Origin of the sequence: Chryseobacterium sp. MDT2-18 (assembly GCF_030815285.1) — a bacterium.
Taxonomy (GTDB): Bacteria; Bacteroidota; Bacteroidia; order Flavobacteriales; family Weeksellaceae; genus Kaistella; species Kaistella salivictor.
This window is the reverse complement of record NZ_JAUSWQ010000005.1, coordinates 115714-134695: the sequence shown is the minus strand read 5'-3', so window position 1 is coordinate 134695 and position 18982 is coordinate 115714. Positions and strand designations below refer to the sequence as shown.

At 37.5% G+C, this 18982-nt stretch carries 19 protein-coding genes; 12 read left to right on the top strand and 7 right to left on the bottom strand.

The window, feature by feature from the left end; translation table 11 throughout:
- The first annotated feature begins 41 nt into the window (after positions 1-41).
- The 6 genes from QF004_RS07095 to QF004_RS07070 all read left to right on the top strand — a co-directional run bounded on the left by QF004_RS07095 (position 42) and on the right by QF004_RS07070 (position 4984).
- Positions 42-908 (top strand): DUF72 domain-containing protein, encoded by an 867-nt coding sequence (locus QF004_RS07095; RefSeq protein ID WP_307424390.1) that lies wholly within the window; start codon positions 42-44, stop codon positions 906-908.
- A 99-nt stretch (positions 909-1007) separates the two neighbouring features.
- Positions 1008-1442: an Rrf2 family transcriptional regulator gene (locus QF004_RS07090; protein ID WP_133438798.1), complete on the top strand. Its 435-nt coding sequence runs from the start codon at positions 1008-1010 to the stop codon at positions 1440-1442.
- Positions 1443-1490: 48 nt separating this feature from the next.
- The gene (locus tag QF004_RS07085; RefSeq protein ID WP_307424387.1) at positions 1491-3242 is read left to right on the top strand and encodes a cbb3-type cytochrome c oxidase subunit I; all 1752 of its coding nucleotides are present in this window, start codon (positions 1491-1493) and stop codon (positions 3240-3242) included.
- 9 nt (positions 3243-3251) lie between these two features.
- On the top strand, positions 3252-4241 hold the full coding sequence (locus tag QF004_RS07080) for a cytochrome c (RefSeq protein WP_133438796.1): 990 nt from the start codon (positions 3252-3254) through the stop codon (positions 4239-4241).
- 50 nt (positions 4242-4291) lie between these two features.
- On the top strand, positions 4292-4552 hold the full coding sequence (locus QF004_RS07075; protein ID WP_133438795.1) for a hypothetical protein: 261 nt from the start codon (positions 4292-4294) through the stop codon (positions 4550-4552).
- A gap of 18 nt (positions 4553-4570) precedes the next feature.
- Positions 4571-4984 carry a cytochrome C gene (locus QF004_RS07070; protein WP_133438794.1) on the top strand — a complete coding sequence of 138 codons (414 nt, stop codon included), beginning with the start codon at positions 4571-4573 and terminating at the stop codon, positions 4982-4984.
- A gap of 227 nt (positions 4985-5211) precedes the next feature.
- Here QF004_RS07070 and QF004_RS07065 read toward each other — a convergent pair whose 3' ends face one another.
- Positions 5212-5511, bottom strand: a complete 300-nt coding sequence (locus tag QF004_RS07065) for a hypothetical protein (protein ID WP_133438793.1) — start codon at positions 5509-5511, stop codon at positions 5212-5214.
- A gap of 158 nt (positions 5512-5669) precedes the next feature.
- On the opposite strand from QF004_RS07065, the gene QF004_RS07060 reads away from it, so the two are divergent.
- The 3 genes from QF004_RS07060 to QF004_RS07050 all read left to right on the top strand — a co-directional run bounded on the left by QF004_RS07060 (position 5670) and on the right by QF004_RS07050 (position 8159).
- Positions 5670-6227 carry an RNA polymerase sigma factor gene (locus tag QF004_RS07060; RefSeq protein WP_133438792.1) on the top strand — a complete coding sequence of 186 codons (558 nt, stop codon included), beginning with the start codon at positions 5670-5672 and terminating at the stop codon, positions 6225-6227.
- Between the two features lie 120 nt (positions 6228-6347).
- On the top strand, positions 6348-7214 hold the full coding sequence (gene lipA / locus QF004_RS07055) for a lipoyl synthase (RefSeq protein ID WP_133438791.1): 867 nt from the start codon (positions 6348-6350) through the stop codon (positions 7212-7214).
- A 108-nt stretch (positions 7215-7322) separates the two neighbouring features.
- Positions 7323-8159: a dienelactone hydrolase family protein gene (locus QF004_RS07050; protein WP_307424379.1), complete on the top strand. Its 837-nt coding sequence runs from the start codon at positions 7323-7325 to the stop codon at positions 8157-8159.
- A 234-nt stretch (positions 8160-8393) separates the two neighbouring features.
- Here QF004_RS07050 and QF004_RS07045 read toward each other — a convergent pair whose 3' ends face one another.
- Together QF004_RS07045 and QF004_RS07040 are read right to left on the bottom strand one after the other, a co-directional pair.
- Complete coding sequence (locus QF004_RS07045) at positions 8394-8873, bottom strand: Dps family protein (RefSeq protein WP_133438789.1); 480 nt, start codon at positions 8871-8873, stop codon at positions 8394-8396.
- Between the two features lie 24 nt (positions 8874-8897).
- A complete protein-coding gene (locus tag QF004_RS07040) occupies positions 8898-9404 on the bottom strand; it encodes a pyridoxamine 5'-phosphate oxidase family protein (protein ID WP_307424375.1) in 507 nt (168 codons plus the stop codon).
- Between the two features lie 229 nt (positions 9405-9633).
- Here QF004_RS07040 and QF004_RS07035 point away from each other — a divergent pair, with 229 nt between their 5' ends.
- From QF004_RS07035 to QF004_RS07025, 3 genes are all read left to right on the top strand, one after another.
- Positions 9634-10839: an FAD-binding oxidoreductase gene (locus QF004_RS07035; RefSeq protein WP_307424372.1), complete on the top strand. Its 1206-nt coding sequence runs from the start codon at positions 9634-9636 to the stop codon at positions 10837-10839.
- Between the two features lie 9 nt (positions 10840-10848).
- Positions 10849-11391, top strand: coding sequence for a lipocalin family protein (locus QF004_RS07030; protein WP_133438786.1), 543 nt, complete (start codon positions 10849-10851; stop codon positions 11389-11391).
- Between the two features lie 224 nt (positions 11392-11615).
- Positions 11616-12869, top strand: coding sequence for a CinA family nicotinamide mononucleotide deamidase-related protein (locus tag QF004_RS07025; protein ID WP_307424369.1), 1254 nt, complete (start codon positions 11616-11618; stop codon positions 12867-12869).
- A 117-nt stretch (positions 12870-12986) separates the two neighbouring features.
- Here QF004_RS07025 and pdeM read toward each other — a convergent pair whose 3' ends face one another.
- The 4 genes from pdeM to QF004_RS07005 form a co-directional block, all read right to left on the bottom strand.
- Positions 12987-13631 carry a ligase-associated DNA damage response endonuclease PdeM gene (gene pdeM, locus QF004_RS07020; protein ID WP_133438784.1) on the bottom strand — a complete coding sequence of 215 codons (645 nt, stop codon included), beginning with the start codon at positions 13629-13631 and terminating at the stop codon, positions 12987-12989.
- A complete protein-coding gene (locus QF004_RS07015) occupies positions 13628-16081 on the bottom strand; it encodes a ligase-associated DNA damage response DEXH box helicase (protein ID WP_307424366.1) in 2454 nt (817 codons plus the stop codon). Before QF004_RS07015 ends, pdeM begins: the two co-directional genes overlap by 4 nt.
- Before the next feature lie 149 nt (positions 16082-16230).
- Entirely contained in the window at positions 16231-17811 is a 1581-nt protein-coding gene (locus QF004_RS07010) for an ATP-dependent DNA ligase (protein ID WP_307424364.1), read from the bottom strand.
- Complete coding sequence (locus QF004_RS07005) at positions 17808-18830, bottom strand: ligase-associated DNA damage response exonuclease (RefSeq protein WP_307424361.1); 1023 nt, start codon at positions 18828-18830, stop codon at positions 17808-17810. The genes QF004_RS07010 and QF004_RS07005 overlap by 4 nt, the downstream gene beginning before the upstream one ends.
- Between the last annotated feature and the right edge of the window lie 152 nt (positions 18831-18982).

Sequence of the window (18982 nt, the reverse complement as noted above, 5' to 3'; positions counted from 1 at the left end):
ATTCAAAATTCCATAACTTTAAACCTCAAATTATAATCACTATGAAATTCGGACAAGTTGAAGACCCATCGCAAATTGATTTTACCCTTCCCAAAGATCATCCGAGAACAAAAGAAATTTTAAAGGACAATACATCCAAAAAATTCAATGTTTTTATCGGATGTGCCAAATGGAACAAAACTGATTTGAAAGGATTTTATCCAAAAGGAACAAAAGACGAATTAACCTATTATTCTACACAGTTTAATTCAATTGAGCTGAATGCTACTTTTTACGGAATGCCCTCACCGGAGCAGGTATTGATCTGGAAAGAGAAAACGCCGCCAGGTTTTAAGTTCTTTCCGAAAATCCCAAATACGGTTTCTCATTACAGAAGATTGTTAAATATCACCGATGTTGTGACCCAGTTTGCGACCTCTGTTTTAAATTTTGATGAAAAACTGGGAATGGTTTTCCTTCAGCTTCATGATAATTTTAAACCAAAAGATTATGAGCGGTTGGAAAAATTTGTGCAGGACTGGCCAAAAGAAGTTCCGCTTGCGGTGGAATTAAGAAATAGTGAATGGTTTGCAGATGAAGAAATTTTCAACAAAACAATGGATCTTTTTGAAAAGTATGCTGTTACCAATATCATCGTAGATACGGCGGGCAGAAGAGATATGCTGCACATGCGTCTCACCACTCCGACTGCCTTTATCAGATACGTCGGAGCCAATGCAGACAGCGATTACACGCGACTCGATGATTGGATAGACCGCATTAAAGTTTGGGAAAAAGAAGGTTTGGAAAATCTGAATTTCTTTGTCCATCAGAATATCGAAAAAGCATCTCCGCTTTTATCCGCTCATTTTATTGAAGCCATCAATAAAGAATTCAAAATGAATATTCATATTCCTTTGATGGCTTAAATTAAAATTCCATTTATTTTCAAATACAAAGGAAAATAATAGAAGACGGTGTTGTCTTTTATTATTTTTTTTTTTACATTTGTTGTTACTTAGAAAGATATGTTTTCAAAATCATGTGAATATGGAATTCGTGCAGCCATTTATGTCGCTAAACATTCCCGCAATAATCATAAAGTAAGTTTAATAGAAGTTGCAAAACATACCGATTCTCCGCCTGCATTTATGGCGAAGATTTTACAGAAATTAACTAAAACCGAAATACTTTCTTCCTTAAAAGGTCCTACCGGTGGTTTTTTTATAACGGAAGAACATTTAAATACAATATCACTCTTAAGCATTGTGCTCGCGATTGATGGTGACGGGATTTTTGAAAACTGTACTCTCGGTCTTAGAAGATGTGATGGACAGAAACCTTGCCCAATGCATTTCAATTTTAGAAAGATTCGGGAGGAAATGAGAGAAACCTTAAGTAATACTTCTTTAAAATTACTGGCTGAAGAGGTTTCTGATGGAATAACGTTTTTGAAACGGTAGCTTTTTTTTACTACAATAAAGGACAATTTTATCTTTTAATATTTCCATATGAATAATTCAATATTTGGGGAATCGGGAATTCAGATTACGGTACTGCTGATTTTAATACCGGTACTTGTTGGTTTGCTGATCGCCGTCGTGAAGACTTATGCTACGTACAAAGACCTGCGTAACCGGCGTAAGCTGTTTGAATTCAATAAAAAATTAGAAAACCTTTCTCCCGAAGAACTTGCGTTCTACGAAAAAAGAAAAATCGAGGAGGCTTATCAACTTCCCCACAATGAACTCTCCGGTAAAATTCCTCCTTCAGACGAAAAGGGAATTATCCATAATATCAACGCGATCGAAGAGTTGAGGGTTATTCCGCATAAAAAAAGTTTTGTCCCACAGAAATATATTTCTCCGGAATTGGCAAAACTGATTCTTTATTTTCTCGGTTTTGCTGTTTTCTGGTTGCTTTTTGGGACTACAGTCGGCGAATATCTGGGGATTAAATTTGTTGCGCCGGATGCAGATCATGTCAGCTGGTTAAGTTTTGGGCGGCTTCGTCCTGTGCACACCAATATGGTTTTTTGGGGCTGGGCATCTTTTGCTATGGTGGGACTTTCTTATTATGTAATTCCGCGGGTGAGTAATATAGAAATTCACAGTCTTAAAATCGGGTGGTATACATTAATCCTCATGAACATTGCAGTATTGACGGGAACAGTTTCATTAATGGCTGGAATTAATAATGGCGGTGGTGAATACCGGGAATATATCTGGCCGATAATGGCGGTTTTTGCTGCAGGAATTGTTCTTTCACTTTATAACTTTCTGATGACCGTAGCGAAACGTGTTACCAGAGAAATCTATGTTTCCAACTGGTATATTATTGCCGCAATGATGTACGTTATTGTTATTTTGGTTGTGGCTTATATTCCTTTGTGGCAGGATGGGCTGGCAGAAACAATCATTCAGGGTTATTATATGCACCAGGGAGTAGGAATGTGGTTTATGTTTTTAACATTGGGTTTGATGTATTATTTTCTTCCCCAGCAGCTTAATAAACCGATCTATTCTTACAGTTTGGGAATCCTGGCCTTCTGGACCCAAATTATATTTTATACTTTGATCGGAAGTCACCACTTTATTTTCAGTGCCATTCCGTGGTGGATGCAGACGGTTGCTATTGTGGCGAGTGTTGGTATGGTTATTCCGGTGGTGGCGGGAACGGCCAACTTTTTACTTACATTTAATGGAGCCTGGTATCAGGTGAAAACTTCTTATACTCTTCCATTTTATCTCATAGGCATTGTATTCTACTTCACGGGTTCAATGCAGGGAACTGTAGAAGCATTCCGGTTTACGAATTTAATTTGGCACTTTACCGATTTCACAGTCGCTCACTCGCATTTAACGATGTATGGGATTATCACCTTTATGCTTTGGGCATTTATTTATACTTTAGTTCCAAGAATTACCGGAAAAGAACCACCCAAAACGATGGTCGGTATTCACTTTTGGTTGGCCTTAATCGGATTGCTGTTTTATACCTTTTCATTGATGATCGGTTCCACACAGAAAGGATTGCTTTGGATGGACAGTAAACCATTTATTCAAAGTGTGGTATTGATGGCTCCGTACTGGTTGTGGCGTGCAATAGGTGGTACAATGATGTGGATTTCGCACTTTGTTTTTGCCTATAATTTTTATAAGATGGTCAACCGAAAACAAGAGATCATCATCCCAAGAACGCCCGCAGAAATTTTGGAAGCCAAAAGACAGCTTAAAAAGACAGTATACTTCCCCACAAAATAAATTGGAATAATGGAATTTTTAAATAATCATAAAACTTTGTTTTGGTCAGCCCTGATCCTGTTTCTGTTCCTTACGTTACAGATCGCGATTTTACCTGCTTTTACCAATCAGCAAATTTATAAACCTCTTCCCGATGCAAAACCTTTAACCAAAGATGAGCTTGCCGGAAAAGCCATCTACGTAGAAAATGGCTGTATTGCCTGCCATACGCAGCAAGTTAGAGAAGTTGAAATGGATAAAGTGTTCGGAAGCAGGCCAAGTATTCCTGCAGATTATGCCGGCAACCACCGGATGGATTTTTGGAGAAATACGGCCAATTTATTAGGATCAGAAAGAACCGGTCCGGATTTAACTGCTATTGGCGAAAGACAACCGAGCAGCGATTGGCAATTGCTTCATTTGTACCAGCCCAGAGCGGTAGTGAATGAATCAATAATGCCTTCTTTTTCATTTCTTTTTGAAGAAAAAGATTATTTAGATAAAGGCGATATTGAAGTTAAGGTGCCGCCGGAATTTCTTAAAAATAAATTTAAAAAAATCGTTCCTACGAAGAAAGCACTTCAACTCGTTGCATACTTATTAAGTTTGAAACAGACAAAATTACCGGAAGGTATCAAACCGCAGGAATTTCTTTATAAAAAAGAAGTAAAGAAATCGGCTGGTGGTGGTGCAAGTGCTTTGCCAGATGGCGGAGAACTATTCACTGCGAACTGCGCAAGTTGTCACCAGGCTACGGGCGAAGGATTGCCGGGAGCTTTCCCACCTTTAAAGGGAAGTCCGATTGTGACAGGGGATGATATTTCAGTTTACGTGACGATTATTATGACCGGTTATACCGGAAGACCGGGATATGGGCCAATGCCTGCGGTTGGAAAAAACGCCAACTTTACGCCGGAAATGGTGACCGCGATTATGAATCATGAAAGATCTTCATGGGGAAATAATGCGAAACCGGTGACTTTAGAGCAGGTAAAAGCAGTGATGGATCAGCTCAAGTAAATGGATATATTAATTGCTTTTCACTTATTAAATAACATTAATTGAAACCGATGAAAAATATTAGAAATAGCGCAGTTGTCTTTTTTTTACTAATGGTAAATTTCGCGTTAGCATGTGAAGCCTGTAAACTTCAACAGCCAAAAGTAACCAGAGACTTTACCCACGGAGTAGGACCCCGTGGTGATTTTGACTGGATAATCGTCGCTGTGATCGCAGTTCTTACCCTATTTACTTTTATTTATTCTTTAAAGTATTTGGTAAAACCCGGGGAAAAAGAGCAAGATCATATTAAGAATTCTATTTTAAATTAATCCCATAAAAATCAGAAGATGACTAAAGATAGAAGTTCCGTTTTCCTCTTTATTGATGACGATGCAAAACCCCTGGCAGAACTAAAAACGCCGATTGTATTTGATTTTGACACCTCGAAATTAACCGATGGAGATCATGTTTTGAAAATAGTGAGCAAGTCGCCAACGGGCCGGGAAGGAATTCGGAAAATAAATTTCACCGTTAAAAACGGCCCCTCGATCAGTGTTGAAGGACTTAACGAAGACGATGTCGTTGATGGTATTCTTCCTTTAATGATCAATGCGTACGACAAAGGAAATCAAAAAAGTTTCGTCATCGAAGGAAGTGAAACTCCGCAGACCATTCCTGTCTGGATGTGGATTATTATGATTTTGATCGTGGGTTGGGGTGCCTATTATTTAATCACCTATTTCAGTGGACTTCCTTATTAAAGCAGATGTTTTTTTATTTTTTTAAGTATTAATTAAATTAAACTTTACAGATCACGACTATACTTTTCTAAATTTTAATAAAAAAAAGAAAGTGTCTCAATACCTCAAATAGCGCTCTGAGATTTTGATATTCGCAACCCAAGCTCGGACAGGAGTCAGTGAGAAAACTACAAAAAAAGCCGTTTCATTGAGTTATGAGACGGCTTCTTTTTATTTTTAAAATAATCCTATGCTAGAAATTCGATTTCTTTATCTTTGAAATCGTTGTTTTCAACCAGTTTCTGCATGGTTTTTAGAATTTTTTTGCGAAGTTTTGCGATTCTTCTGACGTTTTTATCATCACTGTAATCAAAGATATTGTCTTCAAAAGAAAAAGTGTCTCCTTTTTTAAATTCGATTTGATTTTCTTTCAGTTCTTTCAGCAACATTAAATTAGTCATTGTTTCTAATAGAACATGTTCAGTTTTCGCCAATCCCTCTAATGATGCGAGAAGTTCCTTCTTATATTTCTTATTCGTCTTATCCATTTTCTATTTATTTTTATTAAAAATTTATGATTGCTCTATATTCAATTTTGCATTTTATTATAGTCATGCAAGATAAGATTTTAAAGTAAATTTATCAAACTAATTTAGCGCCGATTCTACTTAAGTTAATTCTGCAATTCCTTATCTTTGTTTCATTCATGAAAAACACAGATCTTTTAACCCTGATTGCTTTTGCGAAAAATAAAAATCAGAAAGCACAAACCCAACTCATCAATCTGTTTTGGGTGGATGTGTTCAGTTTTGTAATGAAAAAAGTACAGGACGAATATGTCGCTGATGAACTTACTGTTTCTGTATTTTCAAAAGTATTGGCGAAGCTGGATTTATTTGATCCAAACTTTCAGTTTAAAACATGGATTCTGACCATTGCGCAAAATTCTATCATCGATTACTGGCGAAAAAAAGCCCGTGAAAATGAAGATTCTACCGATAATTTCGATGGATTCAAAAATCATCTGGCGCTTTCACCGGAAGAACTTCTGATTTCTGAAGAAGATCAAAAACAAATCTTATCCATCATCGAAAGTCTGGATTCTAATTACAAGGATATTATTCAGCTTCGGTTCTTTGAAGAAAAAAGCATTAAAGAAATCGCTGAAGAACAGAATATTACCGTTGCCAATACGAAAGTAAGGATTATGCGCGCTAAAAAATTACTCGCAGAATTGCTCAAAAATAAAGAGTCTGATGATTGATTCGGTGTTTTCAAAAACGACCGATTTTAATCTTTGGCATTTATCCCAAATCCGATATATCAACCACGGATTTCATTCCATAGAGAAAGAAATTTGTAAATTTGCTTTTTATCTTTAAAAATGAACGAAATACTTACCGATACAACGATACAAAAACCAAAATGGATTCGCGTAAAACTTCCTACAGGAAAAAATTACCGAGAACTCAGAACCTTGGTTGATAAATATAAACTCAACACCATTTGCCAAAGTGGAAGCTGTCCAAACATGGGCGAATGCTGGGGTGAAGGAACTGCGACTTTTATGATTCTGGGAAATATCTGTACCAGAAGTTGTGGGTTTTGCGGTGTAAAAACAGGGAAACCTTTGGATGTGAATTGGGATGAACCGGAAAAAGTAGCGCGGTCTATCAAGTTGATGAAAATTAAACATGCCGTTTTAACTTCTGTAGATCGTGACGATTTGAAAGATATGGGCTCCATTCTTTGGGCAGAAACAGTACACGCTGTGCGCCGGATTTCTCCCGGAACAACCATGGAAACGTTGATTCCGGATTTTCAGGGAATCACCAAACATATCGATCGTTTAATTGAAGTTCATCCGGAAGTGATTTCCCATAATATGGAAACCGTGAAAAGATTAACCAGAGAAGTGAGGATTCAGGCGAAATATGAAAGAAGTTTAGAAGTTCTTTCTTACTTAAAAGAAGCTGGGCAAAAAAGAACGAAAACCGGTTTAATGCTTGGCTTAGGTGAAGAAAATGCTGAGGTTTTCCAAACCATCGAAGACATAAGAAATGCCAATGTAGATGTCATAACCATCGGTCAATATCTGCAGCCGACAAAGAAACATTTGCCCGTGAAAAAATTTGTTACTCCGGAAGAGTTTAATGAATTCGGTGATTTTGCCCGAAGTCTGGGATTCCGTCACGTAGAAAGTTCGCCATTGGTGAGAAGTTCTTACCATGCCGAAAAACATATTCATTAAAAAATCAACTTTAGTACTATTAAAAAACGCAGCGATACCGTTGCGTTTTTTATTATTTGAACTTTAGAATTCTTACCTTTAATCATTCAAATTATTAATATTTTAATCATGAAAATACTCAAAATTTCTGCGGTAATTGTTTTGCTGCTTTTTATTTTTTCCTGTAAGGAGAAAAAAGACAATGTAAGAAATGGTTTAAATTCTGTGAAATCGACCACCGGAAAAATGACTACAGAAGAAGTAACTTATGACATTGACGGCAAAAGTTATCAGTCATTTGTTGCATATTTAGGGGACGCAAACGAGGTGAGACCTGTTGTGATGGTTCTTCCGGAATGGTGGGGCGTAACTGATTATGTGAAAAGCCGGGCTAAACAACTGGCAGAATTAGGCTATTTTGCAATGGCCGTGGATTATTATGGCGATGGAAAAACCGTTGATAATCCCGAAGAAGCCGCAAAATTATCAGGAGAATTCTATAAAATTCCTATCGATGCAAAATTGAAATTTGATAAGGCAAAGGCGCAGCTTCTGAAATTCCCCAATGCCAATTATGATAAAATTGCCGTAATCGGATATTGCTTTGGTGGAGCGCAAGCTTTAAATATGGCACGTTTGGAAGACGAACTGAAAGGTGCTGTTTCTTTTCATGGAAATTTAATGACCGGAATCAAACCGAAAAATAATGAGGTAAAAATTTTAGTTTTAAACGGCGAGGCAGATACTTATGTTCCCGCCAAAGAAATTGCAGCTTTCAAAAAACAAATGGATTCTGCCAAAATAGATTATCAGTTCATCGATTATCCAAATGCCATTCATTCATTTACCAATCCTGCGTCTACCGCAATTGGCGAGAAATTCAATCTGAAAGTCGCTTACAATAAAGAAGCCGACAAGAAATCCTGGGAAGCCATGAAAACTTTTTTAGCTAAAATTTTTAAATAGTATTTCAATTCTTAATAATGTTTTTTCCCTTTCATTTCCGGAAGGGAAATTTTTATGTTGTGGGATTAATTATTCGTTTGTCCAGATTAAACCAGATATAATATTTACATCCCATATAAAAAAGTACAGCTGATTTTTTTTCAGCTGTACTTTTTGTTTCAGTTTGTTATCTTAAATTTATAATAACAGTAAAACATCATGCAGAATTTGATGGTTTTAGCTCAAAGACGAATTTTATGATTCTTTGAAATATTTCCTCAGTTTCCAGGCCATTTTTTCGTGCTCCTGCATCAATCCATTTAAGAAATCAGCAGTTCCTGCATCATTATGATCTTCTTCTACTTTATCTAAATTATCGCGTAATGATTTGACGATTGTTTCGTGATCAGCCACTAGTTCTTTCAGCATTCCCTGAGTGTCAGGCACTTTTCCAGGAGTTTCCTTCAACTGGGATTCTTTCGCGAATTCAATCGAGGTTCCGATTGCAGTGCCTCCCAAAGTACTGATTCTCTCTGCAACTTCGTCTACTGCTTCACCCACTTGAGTGTACTGGTCTTCGAACAAAAGATGCAGTTCCATGAAATTATCCCCTGATAAATTCCAATGAAATTTTCTTAGTTTGATGTAAAGAATATTTCCGTCAGCCAAGACACCATTTAAAATTTTGTGAACGGCGGTTAAGTTTTTTTGCGTAATTCCTAAGTCTGGTTTCATAATTTATATTTTAATGAGTTAATATTAAATGCGTAATGTTCCTTCCCTTCCATCATCATTATCAGATTTCTGACCTGAAATGGCCGCGGTTGCAAAATGAAGCATTGAAACAAATTTTCCAACTTTCGGTTCCCAATAATAGGTTTCATCTGGAGTAACTCTGATGACAGACACATTCGGATCGTCTTTTCCATCGAACCAAGCATTTGCCATTGCACTCCATTTTTCTTCAATAGTTTCTTTATCTTTATAAATAAATGCTTTCCCCAAAATAGAAAGATATTCAGAATCACTGTTGTTCATAAAATATAGTTGAACCCGATTGTCTTTTTGAATTTCAAAGTTCTTATGACTCTGATCACTGCTGATAAACCATAGGTTTCCCTGATCATCAGTTTCCCTTAAACTCATGGGACGGCAGGAATTGGGATGAGAATCTAAATCGGTGCAGAACATACATATTCGCGCACTTTCAGAAAGTTTTTTCAGTTTTTCAATTGCTTCTTTTTGATTTAAGTTTTCGGTAGACATATTATCGGTTTTTTAAGGATTAAATAAAATTGATTCTTGTGAAAAAGATTAAATCATTTTTTTTTGCGGTGCTCATATCCATTCAAAAAGCAAACCAAAACGCAGTAATTAAAACTTTAGCATGTTAAAGTTTTATTAAATAAGATGATTTGATAAAATAAGAAGGCTTTTATTGTGGATTTAATACTGCGGCTTAGTTTTTGATTTTCAGCATTTCAAAATAAAAAGTATGGATTTAAAATCAAATGAACCTTTTTGGCTGGTGAAGAACGGACTGCTTTCTTCCTATCCTTCTTTAAAACAAGATGAGAAATGTGAGATTCTTATCATCGGCGCAGGAATTACAGGTAGTTTAATCGCTCATCAGATGACAGAAGAAGGCTACAAAACCATTATGATCGACAAACGCGAAATCTGCAATGGAAGCACTTCTGCAACCACATCAATGTTGCAGTACGAAATCGATATTCCACTTTATCAATTGAAAGACGAAATCGGGAAAAAGGCAGCAGTTGAAGCTTATCAGGCGTGCTCAGCTTCCATCGATGAACTGGAGAAGATTTCAAAAAAAATAAAATCAAAAGCAGGTTTTAAACGGAAAGCGTCACTGTATTTTGCCTCAAAGAAAAAAGATGTTTCCTGGTTAAAGAAAGAATTTGATGCCAGAAAAGAAGCAGGATTTAAAGTGAAATGGCTGGAGCCCGGCGAGATTGCAGATCAGTTTGGTTTGAAAAAAACGCATGGCGGGATTTTATCAAAACAGGGAGCAAGCGTTGATGCCTTTAATTTGGCTCATGAACTTTTACAGTACAATGCAGCGAAAGGATTGAAAATTTTCGATAAAACCGAAATGAAATCCATCAAATATCACCCGAATTATAATGAAGTGAAATTAGCAAGCGGTTTTAAAATCAAAGCCAGGAAAATTATTTACTGTATCGGTTACGAAAGCAAAAATCTCATCAAAGAAGATTTTGTACAGCTTAAAAGTACATTTGCGATGGTTTCTGAAATGGGACAGATAAAAAACAAAAACTTTTCGAAAACCCTGTTTTGGAATACCGATGATCCGTATCTTTATATGAGATCTACGGATGACGGCAGGATTCTCATGGGCGGCGGCGATGAAGATTTTCAAAATCCGGAAAAGCGGGATCAACTTTTGAGCAAAAAGCAAAAAGAAATTATTAAAATCTATAACAGCGTTTTACCGGATCAGCCCTTTGATACCGATTTCGTTTGGGCAGGAACTTTCGGGGAAACCAAAGACGGATTACCGTATATCGGCGAACATCCAAAATTTAAAAATTCTTATTTCGTTCTTGGTTTCGGCGGAAATGGCATCACTTTTTCTGTAACCGGAATGAAAATGGTTTCTGATTTTCTGAGGAAAAAAACACATCATCTGGCCGAATATTTCAGGTTTGGCCGTTAAATAAAAAGTATGAAAAATTTAAATAAACTCGCAATCCCCGTTGCGCTTGGGATTTTGGGTGTCGCATTTCTACATTCCTGTTCTGTGGGAATTCCTAAAGGAGCAACTGCCGTTCAAAATTTTAACGCTAAAAAATATTTGGGAAAATGGTATGAGATAGCCCGTTTCGATTACCGTTTTGAGAGGAATATGAAGAATGTCACCGCAACCTATTCCATGAAAGACAACGGCAATATCAAAGTGGATAATAGAGGTTATGACTACGTGAAAAATAAATGGAAAGAAAGTATCGGCGAAGCCAAATTCGTAGAAAATGAAAATGTGGCGAGGTTGAAAGTTTCTTTTTTTAAACCAATTTGGGCAGGCTATAACATCATCGATATCGATGAGGATTACAAATATGCCTTAGTAGCTGGCAACAATCTCGATTATTTGTGGATTCTTTCACGGGAGAAAACCATTCCCGTTTCCTACAGAGAAAGGTTTTTGGAGAAAGCTAAAAAACTGGGTTATCAAACAGGAAATTTGATTTGGGTTGAACAGGATGAGTAATATTTTTTATTTAGCCAAACCATTGACAAAGCAGGATCTTTTTTGATTTTTTATGGCAGCATTTTTCGTCTTCCATTCCCGCTATTTTTTTCATGGCTGGTTCTTAGCTAAAAAATGAGTTTCATTCAAGCCGGGCTGCAGATTCGGCATCCAAAAATTACTGGATTTTATTTCGGTGGGTGGCTGGAATATAATTCAGTAATTTTATCGTCTTAAAATTTGATATGAAAGCAGTTCTCATCACCATAGGCGACGAAATTTTGTCGGGAAATACAGTCGATACCAATTCTAATTTCATTGCAGCCGAACTCAAGAAAATCGGAATTCCGGTGGTGCAGATTTTAACGGTTTCCGATGAAATAGAAAGCATTAAAAGAAACCTGAAATCAGCTTTTGAAATGGCAGATTTGGTGATTACGACCGGCGGTTTGGGCCCTACCAAAGACGATAAAACCAAAACCGCTTTTAAAGAATTCTTTAATGATGAAATCATTCTGGATCCCGAAACTTACGACCATTTGCGGAGGTTATTTGAGAAAAGAAACCGTGCCCATCTTTTAGAACTCAATAAACCACAGGCCGAAGTCTTAAGCAAAGCCTTTATTTTTCAAAACGAGAACGGAAGCGCGCCCTGTCAGATGATTCAGGAAAATGGAAAGATTACCATTTGTATGCCCGGAGTTCCGTTCGAGGTAAAACCTTTGATTAAACATAAAATCATTCCTTTTCTCGCCGAAAAATGGAGTTTGAATTACATTGTAACGCACACTATTTCTGTGGTCGGAATTCCTGAAAGTGTATTATCTGAACAAATTGAAAGTTGGGAATTGGCTTTACCAAAGGATATTTCGCTTTCATATCTTCCCGTGGGAAACCGAATTAAATTGCGCTTAACTGCTCAGGGTAAAAATCAGAAAGAACTCGAACTGCGGATTGAAGAGGAAGTTCAGAAATTAAATCCTTTAATCGGCAATCATGTCATTTCCTGGAACGGTGATGATATTCAGGAAATTTTAAAAGAAATTTTAGATGAAAAAAAGCTCACGGTTTCTACAGCTGAAAGTTGTACCGGCGGCGAACTTTCAAAATTACTCACTTCAATTTCAGGAAGTTCTACTTATTTCCTTGGTGGAATTATCGCTTACGATTATCACAAAAAAATAGAAATTCTGGGCGTTTCTGAAAAAACGATTCAGGAGAAAACAGTGGTTTCTGAAGAAGTTGCACAGGAAATGAGTTTGGGTGCTCAAAAGCTTTTCAAAACAAATATTTCGCTTTCTACCACCGGTGTTGCCGGGCCGAATTCTGATGAATTCAGTAATGAAATCGGAATTGCTTTTTACTCGATTCGGGTTAATGATTTCGAAAAGACCACCCGTTTGCATCTTCCCCATTTCGAACGAAATGATTTCGTCAATTTTGTATCACAGCGAGTTTTACAGGATTTGGTTGAGATTTTAATTCGCGCGCCATATTAGAAATTTTAATTAATTATAAAGTAAAAGGCTCTATTTTTCAGTCATTTAAAATTATAGATAGAAAACTGAAAGTTTTGTTTTTTTGGGCTTTTAAAATTTAGCATTTTGAACTTGACTCTAAAGTTCAAAAATCAAATCTTCCGTAAAGGCAATACATTCAAAATCCTGACAGGACTGAGTGTCCAGGCCGGTAAATTTACTGAAAGCCGGAAGAATTAACTGATTTTCTGAAAGCCGAAAACACGGCAATCTTACAGATTTTCGCTTTTCCAGTTTTACCGTAACGCCGGGATGAAGATGTCCGGAAATTGAAAACTGATTTTCTGTATTTTCCGGGATATGAATAAAAGTAAAAGGTTCGGTGTAAAGAGAATTTTCAATGATGTGGATGTTTAAATCAAGTAAAAAGTCAGCATTTTTTATATCATGATTTCCTTTAATTAAAATAATTTTCAGGGTAATATTTAACTTTCGCCATTCTTCAAATATTTTGAAATCTGCGTTTTTTCCGGCGTGCAAAAAATCACCGACAACGATAAGTTGCTCTGCTTCAAAATGTTGAATTAAAAAATCCAGTCTTTCCAGATCATCTTCTAAAATATCCGACGGAACCGGGATGCCGTTTTTTCTAAAATAAGCGGTTTTTCCTAAATGTAAATCGCTGATAATTAAAGCTTTATTTTCCGTCCAAAAAAGGGCACGCTGATTGGTAAAAATGAGGGTTTCTTTCTGAACGGTTTTTTCTATAGTCTGCAGATTCATTTTTTCATTTTCTTTTTCATGGCTTCCATTTTCATTCTCAGAATGCGGGCTTTCAGATCTTCGCTGCTCAAACTTTGGCGCAGACTGTCAACTTTAATAGGAAAACTTAAGGGAGTAAAGGTATTTGAATTTTTAATAATAATCTCACTTTTATGAATACGGTCAAAGGCCTCGACCAATCTCACTTCATCGATCTGCTGAAAAAAAACTTCGGAATATGCCTGCTTAAATAATAAATTTTCGGGATCGTAATCCTCCAGCACATTAAATATTAAACCTGAAGATGACTGTAAATTTTTATTGTTTTTCTGCTGCCCCGGATAAGTTCTGATGACCATTCCAGAAATTACGGCGATATCCCGAAACTTCCGCCTGGCCATTTCCGTTGAATTGACTGACGCCATTACATCGCGGATTAAATGTTCTTTGGATAATATTTCTGAAATATTTTCTTCACTCAACGGAATTTCGATTTTCGAAAATAATTCAAAACCATAATCATTCATCGCAATTGAAAAAGAAATGGGTGAAATCCTGGAAATTCGATAGGCAACCAATGCCGACATCACTTCGTGAATCAATCTGCCTTCAAACGGATACATAAACAGATGATGGCCTTCGCGGGTTTTGATGCGTTCGACCAGAAACTCGTTTTCGCTTGGGATATGTGAGTTTTCCTGTTGGCTGACCAGAAGCGGATGCAAAAACCGCAGTTCTTTTTCAGAAGATTTCGCGTTGAGAGATTCCGAAAGTTTTTGTCTCAGAAAACCGCTCAAATAGGAGGATAAAGGTAATCTTCCGCCCAAATAACTCGGGACGATTCCTTTTCCGCTGGAGTTCCGAACGTACACGGTCATTTCTTTGACGTGGGAAACTTCAAGAACTCTTCCGGCCAAAACGAACTTATCATTTTTATTTAATTTAGAAATAAAATACTCTTCGATCATGCCGATATATCCGCCGCCGAAAAACTTTACTTTCAACATGGAATCGCTTACAATCGCGCCAATATTCATCCGGTGCAGCATTGCAATTCTGCGTGAAATAACTTTATACAGACCGTTTTCAATTACAACTTTATGATATTCTTCGTAGGTTTTTAATTTTCCGCCAACCGTAATGAACGTTAAAATCCAGTTCCATTCTTCAGGTGACAACTCTTTAAAAGCATTCGTCTGAGTAATTTGGCTGAAGGTTTCTTTTTCATCAAAACCATCTCCAACTGCGAGTGTTAAAACAAATTGAAGTAAAACATCATAACATAAAACCAGAGGTTCGCGCGGTTCGATTTTATTTTGTTTCACGGCTTCCTTCAAAGCCGCAACTTCAATAAGTTCTAAAGAATGGGTTGGAACAAAATAGATTTTTGAAGTTTCGAAAGGCGAATGTCCGCTTCGTCCGGCACGTTGTAAAAATCTTGCAATTCCTTTACTGGAGCCGATCTGAATAACGGTGTCAACGGGTTTGAAATCTACGCCCAAATCCAGCGATGAGGTGGAGATGACGGCTTTTAAATATCCTGAAGATAAATTTTCTTCAATCCAGATCCGGATATCTTTATCCACGGAACTGTGATGAATCGCGATCTGTCCCGCAAAATCGGGATGTTCATTCAGCAAAACCTGATACCACATTTCGGCCTGACTTCGGGTATTGGTAAACACCAAAGTTGTTTGACTTTCCAGAATAATGGGAATTATTTTATCAGCGAGTTTGGTTCCTAAATGTCCTGCCCAGGGCAAAACTTCGACATCATCGGGGAAAACAGATTTGATTTCGATTTTCTTTTTTTCTTTGGCAACAATTTTAGTTTTTTTAATCGGGTAGGGAATAAGGACTTCCATGGCTTCGTCCAGATTTCCGATGGTTGCTGTGATTCCCCAGATTTTTATTTTGTTCTGATAACTAAATATCCTTGAAACGGCGAGTTCGGTCATCACGCCGCGTTTCGAACTGAGCAGCTCGTGCCATTCATCAACAACAATGCACTGAAGATTTTTAAAAAATTTCGGGTGTTGTTTTTGTGCTAAAAGCAGATGCAGACTTTCGGGCGTTATGATTAAAATATCAGGCATTTTTTTGGTCTGCTTCGCCCGGATTTCTTTAGGTGTATCACCATTTCTCACAGCAACTTCCCAGTCTAATCCGATTTCTTCCAAAGCTTCACTCATCGCTTTCGCAATATCTTTTGCTAAAGCGCGCAGTGGAGTGATCCACAACAGTTTCATGCCGGATTTGTAGTGGTCCGGATTGTTCATATAATCGATGACGACGGCTAAAAAAACCGAGAATGTTTTTCCAAAACCTGTTGGCGCGATCACCATTCCCGAATAATTCTGGGAAAATTTATACCATGTTTCAGACTGAAAACCAAATGGTTCCCGGTCTTTGTCTTCCATCCATTTTTCGATGATCTGGAAACCTGTGGAATTTTTAAATTTTTCGGTCATTCAGAATTTAAATATATTTTCAAACACCAGTTTCACTCTTATATTTCACGATTAAAATAAAGGGAAAATCTTTTTTTTTATGGTGCCGTACGTCTTGCTTTAACAAAATTATCATTAAAAAATTATGAGATCTTTCGTAGTTTTAAAAATTAAGTAATCAGTTTTTTAATTTCCTCGAGGTCATCAATTTGATCGGCTGTTTTGTCCCGCCGCCAACGAACGATTCGCGGGAAGCGCAATGCCACGCCACTTTTATGCCGGCTGCTGAAACCGATTCCTTCGAAAGCGATTTCAAAAACCAGTTCAGGTTTTACGGTTCGGACGGGCCCGAATTTTTCGATCGCGTTTTTGTTCACAAACTTGCTGACTTCCATAATTTCTTTGTCCGTCAAACCTGAATAAGCTTTCGCAATGGTGACGAGTTTATCATCATTTTTTACTGCAAAAGTATAATCAGTATAGTAGCTGCTTCGGCGGCCGGACCCTTTTTGAGCATAAATTAATACCGCATCAATCGTGAGCGGACTGACTTTCCATTTCCACCAGTCGCCTTTTTTTCTGCCGGCGTGGTATCGCGAATTTGTTTCTTTTAACATTAAACCCTCAGAATTATTGTCCCGGGAGTTTTCTCTGATTTGGGCTAATTCTTCCCAAGTGCCGGTTGTAATAATCTCTGATATTTTAATGTTTTTGAGTGGAGCATCTACAAGTAAACTTTCTAAAAGCAATCGTCTTTCAGACAAAGACCTTTCTCTCAGATCCTCAAATTCCAGTTCCAAAATATCATAAACAAAAATATGACAAGGAAGTTCCTCCAGCATTTTTTTAGGAATTGTTTTTCGGTTCAGGCGTTTCTGCAGTTCATTAAAATTAAGAACTCTGTCGTTTTTTACCACGAGAATTTCACCATCGATTACAAAATTACCTTCCACTTCTTTTAACGCGGAAACAATTTCGGGAAACTGTTCTGTGACTAATTCTTCACCGCGGGACCAAATAAATATTTCTTCATTTCGCTTGATGAACTGTCCGCGGATGCCGTCCCATTTAAATTCTGCCTGCCAGTTTTTCCGGTCGCCCAGTTCCTGAATTTCTTTTTCTAAAGGATACGCCAGACAAAAAGGATAAGGTTTGGAAGCATCAGGATTGATATGGGTTCCCAGAATTAAATCGTCAAAATTCTTATCTTCGATTTTCCATTTTCCCATAATGCTGTGCATCAGAATATTGGTTTCAATACCGGAATATTTAGACAGTGCATTGATTAACAGTTTTTTAGAAACTCCAATTCGAAAACTTCCGCCAATTAATTTGTTAAAGATGAATCGTTCCACATGATTCAAACCGTTCCAGGATTCCAAGACATACTTTTTCTTTTCATCATCGGTTTGGTCTTTTAAGGCAGTCAATTCGGTCATCCATTGTGTTAACGGTTTATCGATTTGGTTTTCTGAGTTGGGAAGGATTAGTGATAATGTTTCGCCCAGATCGCCTACGGCAGCATACGATTCTATAAAAAGCCACTCCGGAAGCAGTGTGATTTCTAAAGCCCATTGTTTTAAAAGATTAGTGTTTACCGGTCTTTTCGGTCTTTTGCCGGTAAATAAAGCTAGGAACCATAACTTGTCATTGGCATCTGCGGTGTTCAGGTAAGAAACCATCGCCTCTACTTTCGCGGTTGTTTTGTTGGTGCTGTCGAGCGCATTGATGAGTTGGGCAAAATCTTTCATTTAGTTTCTATCAGTTCTTTTTCGGAGGTTTCTTCATCTCCGAAAATGGTTTTTAATTCTACGGCATTGATTCCGATTTCATTTAAATATTTAGAAAATACGGCGGTTTGTCCGTGGGTGACGTAAACTTTTTCGGCTTCGGTGGCTTTCACGGTTTCAATTAATCCGTTCCAGTCTGCGTGATCTGAAATTGCAAATCCGGCGTCGGCAGAACGCCATCTTCTGGAACCCCGAACCTGCATCCAGCCGGAACAGATCGCGGTGGCACGATTCGGTATTTTTTTTATGATGTTGGAATCAAATAATGCGGGCGGTAAAATCACGATTTCGCCGTTGGTTGATTTTAAACTCTCCTGAAAATTCAGCGTTTCATATTCGGGTAAATCGATCCCGACCGATTCCATTCCCTCATTCAGTTTACCGATCGACTGATGAACGAAAATCTTTCCGCTGCCTTCTATCGATTTCATAATCCGTTGGGCTTTTCCTAACGAATAACCAATGAAGACAGACGTTTTACCGTTTTCGCGATTTTGCTGAACCCAGGTTTGCATTAATTCTGAATATTCCTGCGGTTTTAACCAGTTGTAAATTGGTAGTCCAAAAGTGCTTTCGGTGATAAATTCATTGCATTTCACCAATTCAAATGGCGTTGACAATCCGTCGTCATCTGTTTTATAATCTCCGGAAAAGACAATAACATAACCTTTGTACTCCATTCTGATCTGCGCCGATCCGATGATATGTCCGGCAGGATGTAAGGAAACTTTTACTCCATTAATAATAGTTTCTTCTCCATATTCCACCGTTTGAATTTCAATATCTTCCCCAATTCTATGTTTTAAAATGGGCTTCGTAAACCGATGACACAAATATTTTTTCATTCCCCAACGTGCGTGGTCACCGTGCCCGTGAGAAATTACGGCCAGATCAACGGGTTTCCAGGGATCAATGTAGAATTTACCCGGAATGCAGTATATTCCTTTATCGGTGAGGCGAATAAAAGTTGGATTTTTCATTAAAAGTTTAGAGATTAAAAGCGAAAATTAAGCCAATATTTTCCGGTTATTTCCAGGTTAAAAAAAGGGTTTACCTTTTTTATTGCCCCTGAATGAGAATTATTCTCTTCAGATTGTCGGCATTAGACTATTTCGGGTAATAAAAAATAGAA

What these genes read in the sequence shown, in the direction of transcription:
- QF004_RS07095 (WP_307424390.1), top strand. Translation starts at nt 42, where the DNA reads ATGAAATTCGGACAAGTTGAAGACCCATCGCAAATTGATTTTACCCTT.
- QF004_RS07090 (WP_133438798.1), top strand. Translation starts at nt 1,008, where the DNA reads ATGTTTTCAAAATCATGTGAATATGGAATTCGTGCAGCCATTTATGTC.
- QF004_RS07085 (WP_307424387.1), top strand. Translation starts at nt 1,491, where the DNA reads ATGAATAATTCAATATTTGGGGAATCGGGAATTCAGATTACGGTACTG.
- QF004_RS07080 (WP_133438796.1), top strand. Translation starts at nt 3,252, where the DNA reads ATGGAATTTTTAAATAATCATAAAACTTTGTTTTGGTCAGCCCTGATC.
- QF004_RS07075 (WP_133438795.1), top strand. Translation starts at nt 4,292, where the DNA reads ATGAAAAATATTAGAAATAGCGCAGTTGTCTTTTTTTTACTAATGGTA.
- QF004_RS07070 (WP_133438794.1), top strand. Translation starts at nt 4,571, where the DNA reads ATGACTAAAGATAGAAGTTCCGTTTTCCTCTTTATTGATGACGATGCA.
- QF004_RS07065 (WP_133438793.1), bottom strand. Translation starts at nt 5,511, where the DNA reads ATGGATAAGACGAATAAGAAATATAAGAAGGAACTTCTCGCATCATTA.
- QF004_RS07060 (WP_133438792.1), top strand. Translation starts at nt 5,670, where the DNA reads ATGAAAAACACAGATCTTTTAACCCTGATTGCTTTTGCGAAAAATAAA.
- lipA (WP_133438791.1), top strand. Translation starts at nt 6,348, where the DNA reads ATGAACGAAATACTTACCGATACAACGATACAAAAACCAAAATGGATT.
- QF004_RS07050 (WP_307424379.1), top strand. Translation starts at nt 7,323, where the DNA reads ATGAAAATACTCAAAATTTCTGCGGTAATTGTTTTGCTGCTTTTTATT.
- QF004_RS07045 (WP_133438789.1), bottom strand. Translation starts at nt 8,873, where the DNA reads ATGAAACCAGACTTAGGAATTACGCAAAAAAACTTAACCGCCGTTCAC.
- QF004_RS07040 (WP_307424375.1), bottom strand. Translation starts at nt 9,404, where the DNA reads ATGTCTACCGAAAACTTAAATCAAAAAGAAGCAATTGAAAAACTGAAA.
- QF004_RS07035 (WP_307424372.1), top strand. Translation starts at nt 9,634, where the DNA reads ATGGATTTAAAATCAAATGAACCTTTTTGGCTGGTGAAGAACGGACTG.
- QF004_RS07030 (WP_133438786.1), top strand. Translation starts at nt 10,849, where the DNA reads ATGAAAAATTTAAATAAACTCGCAATCCCCGTTGCGCTTGGGATTTTG.
- QF004_RS07025 (WP_307424369.1), top strand. Translation starts at nt 11,616, where the DNA reads ATGAAAGCAGTTCTCATCACCATAGGCGACGAAATTTTGTCGGGAAAT.
- pdeM (WP_133438784.1), bottom strand. Translation starts at nt 13,631, where the DNA reads ATGAATCTGCAGACTATAGAAAAAACCGTTCAGAAAGAAACCCTCATT.
- QF004_RS07015 (WP_307424366.1), bottom strand. Translation starts at nt 16,081, where the DNA reads ATGACCGAAAAATTTAAAAATTCCACAGGTTTCCAGATCATCGAAAAA.
- QF004_RS07010 (WP_307424364.1), bottom strand. Translation starts at nt 17,811, where the DNA reads ATGAAAGATTTTGCCCAACTCATCAATGCGCTCGACAGCACCAACAAA.
- QF004_RS07005 (WP_307424361.1), bottom strand. Translation starts at nt 18,830, where the DNA reads ATGAAAAATCCAACTTTTATTCGCCTCACCGATAAAGGAATATACTGC.